Source organism: Aquincola sp. J276 (assembly GCF_024700035.1).
Lineage (GTDB): Bacteria > Pseudomonadota > Gammaproteobacteria > Burkholderiales > Burkholderiaceae_C > Aquincola > Aquincola tertiaricarbonis.
In genome coordinates, this window is record NZ_JAJONC010000001.1 from 1282722 (window position 1) to 1295076 (window position 12355).

Annotated in this window: 12 protein-coding genes, 1 tRNA gene and 1 pseudogene; 10 read left to right on the top strand and 4 right to left on the bottom strand. The window is 70.6% G+C overall.

Features of this window, described 5'->3' with window-relative positions; all coding sequences use genetic code 11:
• The 7 genes and pseudogenes from selB to LRS14_RS06010 all read left to right on the top strand — a co-directional run bounded on the left by selB (nucleotide 1) and on the right by LRS14_RS06010 (nucleotide 5302).
• On the top strand, nucleotides 1-1962 hold the full coding sequence (gene selB, locus LRS14_RS05985; protein ID WP_257798956.1) for a selenocysteine-specific translation elongation factor: 1962 nt from the start codon (nucleotides 1-3) through the stop codon (nucleotides 1960-1962).
• 17 nt (nucleotides 1963-1979) lie between these two features.
• Nucleotides 1980-2075: transfer RNA gene (locus LRS14_RS05990), tRNA-Sec, on the top strand.
• A gap of 79 nt (nucleotides 2076-2154) precedes the next feature.
• Entirely contained in the window at nucleotides 2155-2967 is an 813-nt protein-coding gene (gene panB / locus LRS14_RS05995) for a 3-methyl-2-oxobutanoate hydroxymethyltransferase (protein WP_257798957.1), read from the top strand.
• A 25-nt stretch (nucleotides 2968-2992) separates the two neighbouring features.
• Nucleotides 2993-3820 (top strand): pantoate--beta-alanine ligase, encoded by an 828-nt coding sequence (panC, locus tag LRS14_RS06000; RefSeq protein WP_257798958.1) that lies wholly within the window; start codon nucleotides 2993-2995, stop codon nucleotides 3818-3820.
• A 69-nt stretch (nucleotides 3821-3889) separates the two neighbouring features.
• Nucleotides 3890-4366: a VOC family protein gene (locus LRS14_RS06005; protein WP_046111495.1), complete on the top strand. Its 477-nt coding sequence runs from the start codon at nucleotides 3890-3892 to the stop codon at nucleotides 4364-4366.
• A 155-nt stretch (nucleotides 4367-4521) separates the two neighbouring features.
• Nucleotides 4522-4998, top strand: a pseudogene (locus LRS14_RS30590) (HDOD domain-containing protein); the annotation flags it as partial.
• Nucleotides 4999-5014: 16 nt separating this feature from the next.
• On the top strand, nucleotides 5015-5302 hold the full coding sequence (locus LRS14_RS06010; RefSeq protein ID WP_257798959.1) for a hypothetical protein: 288 nt from the start codon (nucleotides 5015-5017) through the stop codon (nucleotides 5300-5302).
• 14 nt (nucleotides 5303-5316) lie between these two features.
• Here LRS14_RS06010 and LRS14_RS06015 read toward each other — a convergent pair whose 3' ends face one another.
• Nucleotides 5317-8916, bottom strand: coding sequence for an indolepyruvate ferredoxin oxidoreductase family protein (locus LRS14_RS06015; RefSeq protein ID WP_257798960.1), 3600 nt, complete (start codon nucleotides 8914-8916; stop codon nucleotides 5317-5319).
• Between the two features lie 129 nt (nucleotides 8917-9045).
• On the opposite strand from LRS14_RS06015, the gene LRS14_RS06020 reads away from it, so the two are divergent.
• Nucleotides 9046-9555 carry an Lrp/AsnC family transcriptional regulator gene (locus LRS14_RS06020; RefSeq protein WP_198156870.1) on the top strand — a complete coding sequence of 170 codons (510 nt, stop codon included), beginning with the start codon at nucleotides 9046-9048 and terminating at the stop codon, nucleotides 9553-9555.
• 7 nt (nucleotides 9556-9562) lie between these two features.
• Here LRS14_RS06020 and LRS14_RS06025 read toward each other — a convergent pair whose 3' ends face one another.
• From LRS14_RS06025 to LRS14_RS06035, 3 genes are all read right to left on the bottom strand, one after another.
• A complete protein-coding gene (locus LRS14_RS06025) occupies nucleotides 9563-10543 on the bottom strand; it encodes an aldo/keto reductase (protein WP_257798961.1) in 981 nt (326 codons plus the stop codon).
• Between the two features lie 69 nt (nucleotides 10544-10612).
• Nucleotides 10613-11008 carry an Hsp20/alpha crystallin family protein gene (locus tag LRS14_RS06030; RefSeq protein WP_046111565.1) on the bottom strand — a complete coding sequence of 132 codons (396 nt, stop codon included), beginning with the start codon at nucleotides 11006-11008 and terminating at the stop codon, nucleotides 10613-10615.
• A gap of 42 nt (nucleotides 11009-11050) precedes the next feature.
• The gene (locus LRS14_RS06035) at nucleotides 11051-11491 is read right to left on the bottom strand and encodes an Hsp20/alpha crystallin family protein (RefSeq protein ID WP_046111499.1); all 441 of its coding nucleotides are present in this window, start codon (nucleotides 11489-11491) and stop codon (nucleotides 11051-11053) included.
• Between the two features lie 166 nt (nucleotides 11492-11657).
• On the opposite strand from LRS14_RS06035, the gene LRS14_RS06040 reads away from it, so the two are divergent.
• Entirely contained in the window at nucleotides 11658-11939 is a 282-nt protein-coding gene (locus LRS14_RS06040; RefSeq protein ID WP_257798962.1) for a type II toxin-antitoxin system RelE/ParE family toxin, read from the top strand.
• 38 nt (nucleotides 11940-11977) lie between these two features.
• Nucleotides 11978-12328, top strand: a complete 351-nt coding sequence (locus LRS14_RS06045; RefSeq protein ID WP_257798963.1) for a HigA family addiction module antitoxin — start codon at nucleotides 11978-11980, stop codon at nucleotides 12326-12328.
• Nucleotides 12329-12355: the final 27 nt, after the last annotated feature.

Sequence of the window (12355 nt, forward strand, 5' to 3'; positions counted from 1 at the left end):
ATGATCATTGGCACTGCAGGCCACATCGACCACGGCAAGACCACGCTGGTGCGCGCCCTCACCGGCGTGGACACCGACCGCCTGCCCGAGGAAAAGCGCCGCGGCATCTCCATCGAACTGGGCTATGCCTACCTGCCGGCCGACGATGGGCAGGTGATCGGCTTCGTCGACGTGCCGGGCCATGAGCGCCTGCTGCACACCATGCTGGCCGGTGCCACCGGCATCGACCACCTGCTGCTGCTGGTGGCCGCCGACGACGGCGTGATGCCGCAGACCCGCGAGCATCTTGCGGTGGCTGCGCTGCTGGGCCTGTCGCACGGCACCGTCGCCCTCACCAAGGCGGACCGGGTGGACGCCGCGCGCCTGCAGCAGGTGCACACCGAGGTGCAAGCGCTGCTGGCGCCCACGCCGCTGGCCGGCGCGCCGGCGTTTGAGGTGTCGGCCACCACCGGCATTGGCGTCGACGAACTGCGCCGCCACCTGCTGCAGCAGGCCGCCATCCCGCGCGCGGCCGATGCGCGGCCAGCGTTCCGGCTGGCCATCGACCGCGCCTTCACGCTGGCCGGCACCGGCACCGTCGTCACCGGCAGCGTGCATGCAGGCGCCGTGTCGGTGGGCGACGAGCTGCGCCTGGTGCCCGGCGATCGCCTGCTGCGCGTGCGCAGCCTGCATGCGCAGAACCAGCCGGCGCAGCAGGCCGCGCCCGGCCAGCGCTGCGCGGTGGCACTGGCCGGCATCGAGCGTGAGGCGGTGGGCCGCGGCCAATGGCTGTGCGCACCCGAAGTGGCCCAGGCCACCGAACGCATGGACGTGCGCCTGCAGCTCTGGCCCGGCGAGGCCAGGCCGCTGCGCAGCGGCACCACGGTGCACCTGCACCTGGGCACCGCCGACGTGCTGGCCAGCGTCGCGCTGCTGGACGTCGAAGCCCTGCAGCCCGGTGGCACCGCCCTGGCGCAACTGGTGCTGCGCGCGCCGGTGGGCGCCTGGCATGGCGACCGCGGCGTGCTGCGCGACGCCACCGCCAGCCGCACCGTGGCCGGCATCACCGTGCTCGACGCGCAGGCGCCGGCGCGCTACCGCCGCACGCCGGAGCGGCTGCAGTGGCTGGCCGCCGCCGCGTTGCCCGATGCGGCGCCGCGGCTGCAGGCGCTGCTGCAGGCCGCGCCGCAGGGCCTGGACCTGTCGGCCCTGGCGCGCGGCCTGGGCTGGCGCGTCACGGACCTGCCGTTGCCGGCCGAAGCCGTGTGCATCGATGCGCAGGCTCGCGCGGTGGCGTGCCCGGCGCCTGGCGGGCAGTCCGCGCGGGCGGAGGACACCGGCCACTTGGTCGCCATCGCCAGCGGCCACCTGCAGGCGTTGCAGCAGCGGCTGGTGGACGCGCTGGCGGCGCTGCATGCGCAGCAGCCCGACGAGATCGGCCCCGATCCGCGCCGCTTCAAGCGCCTGGCCGCGCCGCGCATGGACGACCTGGTGTTCCGCCATGCGCTCGATGCGCTGGTGGCCGAGGGCCGCGTCGTGCGCAGCGGCCACTGGCTGCACCTGCCCGCGCATGCGGCGCGGCTGTCCGAAGCCGAGGAGAAGCTGGTGGGCAGGCTGATGCCGGCGATGCTCGAAGGTGGCTTCGATCCGCCGTGGGCGCGCGACCTCGCCAAGCTCACGTCCACGCCCGAGCCCATGGTGCGGCTGACGCTGGCCAATCTGTCGCGCCGCGGCCAGGCCTTCGCCGTCGTCAAGGACCTTTACTATCCGCTGCCCACGATCGAGCGCCTGGCCGGGCTGGCACGGCAGGCGGCGGCGGGGCCGCAGGGCCTGTGCGCCGCGAGCTTCCGCGACGCCACCGGCCTGGGCCGCAAGCGGGCCATCCAGTTGCTGGAGTTCTTCGACCGGGTGGGCTTCACCCGCCGCGTGAAGGACCTGCATGTGCTGCGGCCCGATGCCGCACTGTTCGACGGCGGCCGCTAGCGGCGGCCGCACACACCGGAAGGGAATCGTCCCCGGTGGGACGGCCGGGCTTCAAACCCGGTGGGTGGCGCCACGCGTCGCCGGGAGGGTTCGACTCCCTCTCCCTTCCGCCACCCTGGCGGCGGACCGGGGCCCTGTTACGGGTGCGGGCGGCTGGGGCACACTCGCGGCTTTTCCGCCCTGCCCTGCGCCATGACCCCTGCCGAACGCAAGCCGATCACGCTGCACCGCCTGCGCGAGATGCATGCCGCCCGCGAGAAGATCGCGATGCTGACCTGCTACGACGCCACCTTCGCCCGCCTGCTCGATGCGGCCGGCGTGGACGTGCTGCTGGTGGGCGATTCGCTGGGCATGGTGCTGCAGGGCCAGGCCAGCACCGTGCCGGTGAGCCTGGACGACATGGCCTACCACACCGCCTGCGTGGCCCGCGGCAACCGCAGCGCCTGGGTGGTGGGCGACCTGCCCTACGGCAGCTACCACCAGTCCAACGAGCAGGCGCTGGCCAGCGCGGTGCGGCTGATGCAGGCCGGCGCGCACATGGTCAAGCTCGAAGGCGGCGGCTGGACGGCGCCGGTGGTGCGCTTCCTGTCGGAGCGCGGCGTGCCGGTGTGCGCCCACCTGGGGCTCACGCCGCAGTCGGTGCATGCGCTGGGCGGCTGGCGCATCCAGGGCCGCGATGAAGCGGCGGCGCAGCTGATGCGCCAGCAGGCCCGCGAGCTGGCCGAGGCCGGCGCGCAGATGCTGGTGGTTGAATTGATTCCCGCCGCGCTGGGCCGCATGCTGGCCGATGAGCTGCCGATTCCCGTCATCGGCATCGGTGCCGGCGTGGGCTGCGGCGGCCAGGTGCTGGTGCTGCACGACATGCTGGGCCTGACGCAAGGCCGGCTGCCGAAGTTCGTCCGCAACTTCATGCAGGGCAGCGACGGCGTGGAAGCCGCGGTGCGCGCCTACGTGGCGGCGGTGAAGGAAGGCAGCTTCCCCGACGACAAGCTGCACGGCTACTGAACAAACCGACGACAGGAGACACGCGATGAAAGTGCTTCACCGCATCGACGAACTGCGCGCCGCGCTGGCGGGCGGTCCCCGCCCGGCCTTCGTGCCCACCATGGGCAACCTGCATGAAGGCCATCTGGCCCTGGTGCGCCAGGCCCGGGCGCACGGCGTTCCGGTGGTGGCCAGCATCTTCGTCAACCGCCTGCAGTTCGCGCCGCACGAGGACTTCGACCGCTACCCGCGCACCCTGCCGCGCGACGCCGAGCTGCTGGAAGGCGCCGGCTGCGACATCGTCTTTGCGCCCGACGAGGCCGAGATGTACCCGGTGCTCCAGGGCTTCAAGGTGCAGCCGCCCGCGGCGCTGGCCGACATCCTGGAAGGCCACTTCCGCCCCGGCTTCTTCACCGGCGTGTGCACCGTGGTGATGAAGCTGTTCCAGATCGTGCAGCCCGGCATCGCGCTGTTCGGCAAGAAGGACTACCAGCAGTGCATCGTGGTGCGCAACATGGTGGAGCAGTTCAACATGCCTATACAAGTGATCGGCGGCGAGACGGTGCGGGCCGACGGCGGCCTGGCCCTGTCCTCGCGCAACGGCTACCTCAGCGATGCCGAGCGCACCGAGGCCGTGGCGCTGAGCGCGGAGCTGCAGCGCGTGGCCCAGGCGGTGCGCGGCGGCCGCCGCGACTTCGCCGACATCGAGGCCGCGGCGCTGCAGGCGCTGCGCCAGCGCGGCTGGCAGCCCGACTACGTGGCAGTGCGCCGCCGCGCCGACCTGGCGCAGCCGCAGGCCGCCGGCGAGCCGCTGGTGGTGGTGGCCGCCGCGCGGCTGGGCAGCACGCGGCTGATCGACAACCTGGAGATCTGACGCCGGCGCTTGGCGCGCCCGCCGGGGCGCCGCAGAATCGTTGCCCCCTTTTCCACCGTGGAGCGCACGATGAACGCTGCAGTGCAGAAGAAGCCCGAGGGCTACCACACCGCCACGCCCTACCTGACCATCACCGGCGCGGCGGCCGCCATCGACTACTACCGCCAGGCCTTCGGCGCGGTGGAGGTGATGCGGCTGGCCGACCCGGGGGGCGCCATCATGCATGCCGAGATCCGCATCGGCGACTCGATCATCATGCTCAGCGAGGACGCGCCCCAGTGGGGCGTGCGCAGCCCGCAGGCCATCGGCGGCACCGCCTGCTCGGTGATGCTGTACGTGGATGACGTGGACGCGACGTATGCCGCGGCCATCGCCGCCGGCGGCAAGCCCGCCATGCCGGTGGAAAACCAGTTCTACGGCGACCGCAGCGGCTCCTTCCTCGACCCCTTCGGCCACCGCTGGATCGTCTCCACCCATGTGGAAGACGTGTCCAACGAGGAAGTGGCCCGCCGGGCGGCGGCCTTGTTCGCGCCGGGCGCGGGCTGAAGGAGCGTGCGCGGCGCAGGCGGGCAATGCCTCAAGTTCCCGCGGCGCGGCCCGATGACCGTTACAAACCCCGCCGCTCAGGAGCTTGTCACGTGTCTCTCGGAACCGCCACGCACCTCGCGCCCTTCGTGCAATGCGCCAGCACCCTGCCGGCCATGCCCGAGGTGGCCAACACGCTGATCCGCTCCTTCTCGCGCGACGACCTCTCGCTGGGCGAGGTGGCCGGGCTGATCGGGCGTGACCAGGTGCTGGCGGCCAAGGTGCTGCGGCTGGCCAATTCGCCTCGCTACTCGCCTTCGCACAGCATCGCCTCGCTGAAGGACGCGGCTGCCACGCTGGGCCTGCGCTCGCTGCGCGACCTGACGCTGGCCGCCTGCATGTGCAGCGCCTTTCCGTCGGTGATCGGCTTCGACCGCCTGGCCTTCTGGCGCTCCACGCTGGCGCTGGCGGCCTACACCCAGCCGCTGGCACGGGCGATGGGCCTGGACGAGGACGAGGCCTACCTCGGCGGCCTGGTGCTGCGCACCGGCCAGATCCTGATGCTGATGACCGACCCCGAGCATTCGGTGCTGGCCCACTACCAGGCCAGCACGGTCGACTCCACCATCGGCGTGGAAAGCCGCCTCTTCGGCTGCAGCCACCCCCGAGGTGACGGCCGCGCTGGCGCACCACTGGCATTTCCCCGCCTCGCTGGTGATGGCGCTCACCGCGGCGGTCGATCCGCTGGCCACCCGGCCCTTCAGCCGCATGGGCGCCGCGCTGCGGCTGGCCAGCGTCATCACCGACTGCCGCGAGCTGGGCGTGCCGGTGCAGGACGGCCTGCAGCTGATGCAGTCGGCACTGCTGGAACACCTGCAACTCGACCTCGGCTGGCTGGAAGCCCACCTGCCCGACCATCGCCTGGCCACCGCAGGTGTGGAGGCCCTGGTGCACTAGCACCCCGGGTCGGATCAGCCCGACACCACCGGGATCCCTCGGAACTGCCCGGCCTGGGCCGCACCGGCCGGCTTGGGATAACGCGCCGCGTCGAAGCGGTGCAGCAGCTCGGCCTCGCGCGCCTTGGCCAGCGCCACGTTGGCGATCTTCACGTGGCCGTAGCCGCGCATCTTCTGCGGCACCGCCGCGATCTGCGTGGCCAGCGCCAGGTTGCCGGCGCTCAGCCTGGGCAGCAGCTCGTCCAGGCGCGATTCGAAGGCCGCGATCAGGCCGCGCTCCATCCGCCGTTCCTCGGTGTAGCCGAACACGTCCAGCGGCGTTCCGCGCAGCGCCCGCGCCTTGGCCAGCACGCCCAGCGCCGGCATCAGCCAGGCGCCGAAGCGCATCTTGCGCGGCGCGCCGCCGTCCTTCGGGCGGCTGAGCAGCGGCGGCGCCATGTAGAACTCCAGCTTCATGTCGCCTTCGAACTGCTGCGCCAGCTGCTGCCTGAAGGCGCCGTCGGTGTACAGCCGCGCCACCTCGTACTCATCCTTGTAGGCCATCAGCTTGAGCAGGCTGGCCGCGGCGGCGCGGGTGAAGGGCAGCGTGGCGTCGGCGCCCAGCGCCTGCTCGCGCTGCTGCAGCTGCCGCACACGGGCCTCGAAGCGGCGCGCATAGGCCGCATTCTGGTAGCCGGTGAGGTGGACGACGCCGCGAGCGACCAGCGCTTCCAGCGACTCGCCATCGGCGCTCGCCGCCGCTTCGGCCGGTGCGTTCAGCAGCGTGTGCAGCGCGGCTTCGTCGGCCGCGGCCATGCGGCCCAGCGAGAAGGCGAGCTGGTTGGACTGCACCGCCACGCCGTTGAGCTCGATGGCGCGCTGCAGCGCCTCCAGGCTCACCGGGATCAGACCGCGCTGCCAGGCATAGCCCATCGCCAGGATGTTGCTGACGATGGAGTCGCCGAGGAAGGCTTCGGCCAGTGCCTGGGCCTCGAAGGTCTCCACGCGGTCGGCGCCGGCGGCGAACTCCAGCTTGGCCAGCAGCAGGTCGGTCTTCAGGCTGGCATCGGGGTTCTTCAGCGACTCGGCCACCGGGATCTCGTGCAGGTTCGCCAGCACGCGGGTGCGGCCATGGCGCACCGTCTGCAGCGCCTCGGGGGAGGCGGCCACCACGATGTCGCAGGCCAGCACCGCATCGGCCTGCTGGGTGTCGATGCGCACCTGGTTCAGGCGCTCGGGCGTGTCGGCCAGGCGCACGAAGCTGAGCACCGAGCCACCCTTCTGCGCAAAGCCCATGAAGTCGAGCACGCTGGCGCTCTTGCCTTCCAGGTGCGCGGCCATCGCGATCACCGCGCCCACCGTCACCACGCCGGTGCCGCCGACGCCGGTGACCAGCAGGTCGTAGGGCCCGGTCCAGGCATGCGGCGCGGGCCGCGGCAGCGCCGCCACCTGCTGCATGAAGCGCTCGGCGCCGGCGCCGGCCAAAGCGCCCGTCTTCTTGCGCGGCCGACCACCCAGCACGCCGACGAAGCTGGGGCAGAAGCCCTTGGCGCAGGAGTAGTCCTTGTTGCAGCTGCTCTGGTCGATGCGGCGCTTGCGGCCCAGCGGCGTCTCGTGCGGCAGCACCGCCACGCAGTTGCTCTGCACCGAGCAATCGCCACAGCCTTCGCACACCCGCTCGTTGATGAAGAGGCGCCGCGCCGGGTCCACCATCTCGCCCTTCTTGCGGCGGCGGCGCTTCTCGGCCGCGCAGGTCTGCTCGTAGATCAGCACGGTGACGCCGGCCACCTCGCGCAGCCGGCGCTGCACCGCATCGAGCTGGCTGCGGTCGTGGAACTCGGTGCCCGCCGGAAAGCGGCTCTTGATGGCGTCGTACTTGTTGATGTCGTCGGACAGCACCACCACCTGCTTGACGCCTTCGCTCTCCACCTGCCGCGCGATGGCGTCGACGCTGATGACGCCGTCCACCGGCTGGCCGCCCGTCATGGCCACCGCGTCGTTGAACAGGATCTTGTAGGTGAGCGTGGCCTTGGCCGCCACCGCCTGCCGGATGGCGAGGTAGCCCGAGTGGTAGTAGGTGCCGTCGCCCAGGTTCTGGAACACATGCGGCACCTTGGTGAACATCGAGTGCGAAACCCAGTCCACGCCCTCGCCACCCATCTGGATCAGGCCCGCGGTGTCGCGGTCCATCCAGTTGGCCATGAAGTGGCAGCCGATGCCGGCGCGCGCGGTGGAGCCTTCGGGCACCACGGTGGAGGTGTTGTGCGGGCAGCCGGCGCAGAAGTATGGCAGCCGCTTCACGCTGTCGGCGTCATTGGCCAACAGCTCGGGCGGCGTGAAGTCGCGCACCAGGTGGCGCTTGTCCATCTGCGGGTTGCCGGGAAAGTGCCGCACCAGCCACTGGTCCACCAGCTGGATCAGCCGCGAAGGCCGCAGCTCGCCCAGGTCCGACACCAGCGGCCGGCCCTGTGCATCGCGCTTGCCGACGATGGCCGGGCGCACCGGCTGGTTGTAGAACAGGTCGCGCATCTGCGTCTCGACGACGGCGCCCTTCTCCTCGATCACCAGCACTTCCGCCAGGCCCTGCGCAAAGGCCTGCATGCGCGTGGTTTCCAGCGGGAAGCTCAGGCCCACCTTGTACAGGCGCACCCCGGCCTCGGCCAGCATCGCCGGCGTGATCTCCAGCCGGCGCAGCACCTCCATCAGGTCGAAGTGGGCCTTGCCGCAGGTGACGATGCCCACCGTGGCGTGCGCCGATTCGATGACGTGGCGGTCGATGCTGTTGACGGCCGAGAAGGCACGCACCGCATCCAGCTTGTCGGCCAGGCGCGATTCGATGCGCAGCGAAGGCAGGTCGGGCCAGCGGTAGTGCAGGCCATCGGCCGGCGCCTGGTGGCCGGTGGCGGCGCGCACGGTGTCGGCATCGGCCCAGGCGGCGACGCGGGACTGCACGAGGTCCAGGTCGACCGTGGAGCCGCTCTCCACCACTTCGGACAAGGCGGTCAGGCCCACCCAGGCGCCGCTGAAGCGCGAGAGTGCGTAGCCGTACAGGCCGAACTCCAGGTACTCGGCCACGTTGGCGGGCGACACCACCGGCATGCTCCACCCCATCATCGCGTGGTCGCTCTGGTGCGGCATGGAGGAGCTGACGCAGCCGTGGTCATCGCCCGCCACCACCAGCACGCCGCCATGCGGCGACGAACCGTAGGCATTGCCGTGCTTCAGCGCATCGCCCGCGCGGTCCACGCCCGGGCCCTTGCCATACCACATCGCGAAGACGCCCTCGACGGTGCGCTCGGCATCCGATTCCACCCGCTGCGTGCCCAGCACCGCGGTGGCGCCCAGCTCCTCGTTGATGGCGGGCAGGAAGCGCAGGCCGCATTCGTTGAAGCGCTTGCCCGCCTTCCAGATGGCCTGGTCCAGCATGCCCAGCGGCGAGCCGCGGTAGCCGCTGATGAAGCCCTGGGTGTTCAGCCCGGCGGCCTCGTCACGCGCGCGCTGCATCAGCATCAGCCGCACCAGCGCCTGCGTGCCGGTGAGAAAGACCTGGCCACCGGTGGCCCACAGACTGTGGGCGAGCTGGTAGTCGGGCCGGGTGATCGCGCTTGTCTCGGGCGCTGCGGTGGTGGTGGTCATGCGACGGCTCCACTTGCTTCTTGGGATCGCCAAAGCATAGGGGCGCACCTGCGGCAATCCATGCTTGTTTTGCCGCCCGCAAGCTAAATTGCAAGCAAACCATTCCACCAAACCACCATGACAGAGCAGATTTCACTCGACGCCCTCAGCCTGCGCATCCTGGCCGAACTGCAGCGCGACTCACGCCAGACGGTGCAGCAGCTGGCCGAGGCGGTGGGCTTGTCGTCCAGCCCCTGCTGGAAACGGGTGAAGGACATGGAAGCCGCCGGCGTCATCCGCGGCTACACCGCGCTGGTGGACGCCGAGAAGGTGGGCCTGGGCCTGCGCGTGGTGGTGGAAGCCAACCTCGAGAAGCACAGCGAGGACCTGGTGCGCCGCTTCGAGGCGGCGGTGGCGGCCAGCCCGCACATCGTGCAATGCCACAGCACCACCGGCCAGGCTGACTACGTGATGACGGTGCTGGCGCCCGACATCAAGCGCTATGAGCAGCTGCTGCACGACACCATCTTCCGGCTGCCCGGCGTGACGCATGTGCGCTCGTCCATCGTGCTGCGCGAGATCAAGGCCGAGGTGGCGCTGCCGGTGGAGCCGGCCGGCGCGGCGGCGGTCGCGGCGCGGCCGCGCCGGGCCGCGCGCTGAGGAATCGCTACCGGCCCACCATCTTCTGCATCGCCTGCGGATACCGCGCGCCCTGCACCGGAATCGCCTCGGCGGCCTCGCGGATCTCGCGCAGGTCCTCGGGCGTGAGCAGCAGGTCGGCGGCGCCCAGGTTCTCGTCCAGCCGGTGCAGCTTGGTGGTGCCTGGAATCGGCACGATCCACGGCTGCTGCGCCAGCAGCCAGGCCAGCGCCACCTGGGCCGGCGTGGCGCCCTTGCGCTCGGCGGTGCGGCGCAGCAGGGCCACCAGCGCCTCGTTGGCCTGGCGCGCCTCGGGCGTGAAGCGCGGCAGCGTGGCGCGGAAGTCGCCGGCCTGCAAAGGCGTGCTGGCGTCCATCTGGCCGGTGAGGTAGCCGCGGCCCAGCGGGCTGAACGGCACCAGCCCGATGCCCAGCTCGGCCAGCAGCGGCAGCACCTCGGGCTCCAGGTCGCGGGTCCACAAGGAATACTCGCTCTGCAGCGCGGCCACCGGCTGCACCGCATGCGCGCGGCGGATGGCATCGGCGCCGGATTCCGACAGCCCGAAGTGCTTGACCTTGCCCTCGCGGATCAGGTCGCGCACCGTGCCGGCCACGTCCTCCACCGGCACTTGCGGATCGGGCCGGTGCTGGTACAACAGGTCGATCACGTCCGTCTTCAGCCGCTTGAGCGAAGCCTCGGCCACCTGGCGGATGCGCTCGGGCCGGCTGTCCACGCCAGGCATGGATTCCACGGTGAATCCGAACTTGGTGGCGATGACCACCTGGCTGCGCACCGGCGCCAATGCCTCGCCCAGCAGCTCCTCGTTGTCGAACGGGCCGTAGACCTCGGCGGTGTCGAAGAAGGTGATGCCGCGGTCCACCGCGGTGCGCAGCAGCTTCACCATCTCGCCGCGGTCGGGCTTGGGCAGGTAGCCGTGGGTCATGCCCATGCAGCCCAGGCCCAGGGCCGACACCTCCAGGCCGCTGCGGCCCAACTGACGCTTGTGCATGCCGATCCTCCGGTGGTTGTTCGACCGGAGTGTGCCCGCCGGCGCAAGCACCGGCGGGCCGTAGGGGCGTCAGGCCACCTGCACCTCGATGCGCCGCGGCTGCGCATGCTCGGCCTTGGGGATGCGCAGCTTCAGCACGCCGTGCGCCAGCTCGGCCGAGACCTTCTGGCTGTCCAGCTCCTTGCTGAGCGTGAACACGCGGCGGTAACGCGCGCGGTCCACTTCCACGTGGCTGGCGGTCATGCCCTCGGGCACCGAAAGGCTGACGGCGCCTTCGATCGTCAACGTGTCGCGCTCGACGTTGAGTTCGAGCGACTCCTTGGCCACGCCGGGCAGGTCGGCATACAGCGTGATGCCGGTGGCATCCTCGATCACGTCGACGGCGGGCACCAGGGCGGCTTCGGCCTGGTTGCGCTGCGGCTGGCCTTCGGTGCGCTGAGCGGGTACTTGAGCGGTGGTGTTCATCACGAGCTCCTTCATTCCAGGTTGTCTAGACAGGCAGGTGCGTCACTGCACCGTGATGCGGCGCGGTTGGGCGGCCTGGCGGCGCTGCACGCTCACGCGCAGCACGCCATCGCGATAGCTGGCCGACACGCCTTCGGGATCGGCGTCCTCCGGCAGGCTCACCACGCGCTTGAAGGCGCCTGCAAAGCGTTCATTGATGTGCACCGTGGACTTGTCGGCGCCGCCTTCGGGGAGCGAGGCGCGGCGCTCGCCGGCCACGCTGAGGATGCCGCGGTCGAGCTGCACCTCGATGCTGGCCGGGTCGAGCCCGGGGGCGAAGGCGTACACCTCGAACGACTGCGGCGTGCTGCCGACGTTGAGGGCGGGATAGCCGCCACGGGCGTAGCCGCGGATGCTGGGCGTCAGGTCGAAGGCCTGCTGCATCTCACGCTGCAGGCGGTCGAGTTCGGCGAAGACGTCGCGCGAGAAAAGGGATCGTGCCATGGCAAATCTCCTCGTGGGTGGACCAGGCGCCGCGTTGATCTGAGGGGGTGCGGCGCCGATGGATCCAACAATGAGGATGGGCCGGCGGGGTTTCAAGAGGGGGTGCGAACTGGCGCATGACACGTTCGCGCTTGACAATTTTAGTAACGAGTAACGATACTATCTGATGATCGAAAGCTTCTCGGACAAGCGCACCGCAGCGATCTTTCTGGGCCAGGAGGTGCGCGGTTTGCCGAGGGAGATCCAGACGACTGCCAGACGGAAGCTCAAGATCATCGACGCCGCGCAGTCCCTTGAATCGCTCCGCGTGCCGCCGGGCAACCGTCTTGAGCCGCTGAAAGGAAACCGCAAGGGCCAGTGGAGCATCCGCATCAACGACCAGTGGCGGATCTGCTTCAAATGGCATGACGGCAGCGCGTTCGAAGTCGAGATTGCGGACTACCACTGAGGCATGCGGTCACACACAGGTCAACGGAGTGAACGACCATGAGCATTTCACGCAACGAACTGAAGGCGCTCAACCTGCGCGGCGTGACCACCGGCCCCCGGCTCGACCCGGTGCATCCCGGCTCGGTGCTGTTGAGCGATTTCATAGAGCCCATGGGCATCACGCGCTACCGCGTGGCAAAAGCCATCGGCGTGCAGCAGCGGCGCATCGACGAGATCTGCGCCGGAGAGCGCGGCATCACGGCCGACACGGCGGTTCGCCTGGGCCTGGCCTTCGGCGTGGAGCCGCAGTTCTGGCTGCAACTGCAGGCGCAGTACGACATCGAGGTGATCCAACGCGACCAGGGCGACCGGTTGGCAGATGAAGTGCAGCACCTGGCTGCTGCCTGACCCAGCCACCGGCATGGGCCGCAGCCG

What these genes read in the sequence shown, in the direction of transcription:
- selB (WP_257798956.1), top strand. Translation starts at nt 1, where the DNA reads ATGATCATTGGCACTGCAGGCCACATCGACCACGGCAAGACCACGCTG.
- panB (WP_257798957.1), top strand. Translation starts at nt 2,155, where the DNA reads ATGACCCCTGCCGAACGCAAGCCGATCACGCTGCACCGCCTGCGCGAG.
- panC (WP_257798958.1), top strand. Translation starts at nt 2,993, where the DNA reads ATGAAAGTGCTTCACCGCATCGACGAACTGCGCGCCGCGCTGGCGGGC.
- LRS14_RS06005 (WP_046111495.1), top strand. Translation starts at nt 3,890, where the DNA reads ATGAACGCTGCAGTGCAGAAGAAGCCCGAGGGCTACCACACCGCCACG.
- LRS14_RS06015 (WP_257798960.1), bottom strand. Translation starts at nt 8,916, where the DNA reads ATGACCACCACCACCGCAGCGCCCGAGACAAGCGCGATCACCCGGCCC.
- LRS14_RS06025 (WP_257798961.1), bottom strand. Translation starts at nt 10,543, where the DNA reads ATGCACAAGCGTCAGTTGGGCCGCAGCGGCCTGGAGGTGTCGGCCCTG.
- LRS14_RS06030 (WP_046111565.1), bottom strand. Translation starts at nt 11,008, where the DNA reads ATGAACACCACCGCTCAAGTACCCGCTCAGCGCACCGAAGGCCAGCCG.
- LRS14_RS06035 (WP_046111499.1), bottom strand. Translation starts at nt 11,491, where the DNA reads ATGGCACGATCCCTTTTCTCGCGCGACGTCTTCGCCGAACTCGACCGC.
- LRS14_RS06040 (WP_257798962.1), top strand. Translation starts at nt 11,658, where the DNA reads ATGATCGAAAGCTTCTCGGACAAGCGCACCGCAGCGATCTTTCTGGGC.
- LRS14_RS06045 (WP_257798963.1), top strand. Translation starts at nt 11,978, where the DNA reads ATGAGCATTTCACGCAACGAACTGAAGGCGCTCAACCTGCGCGGCGTG.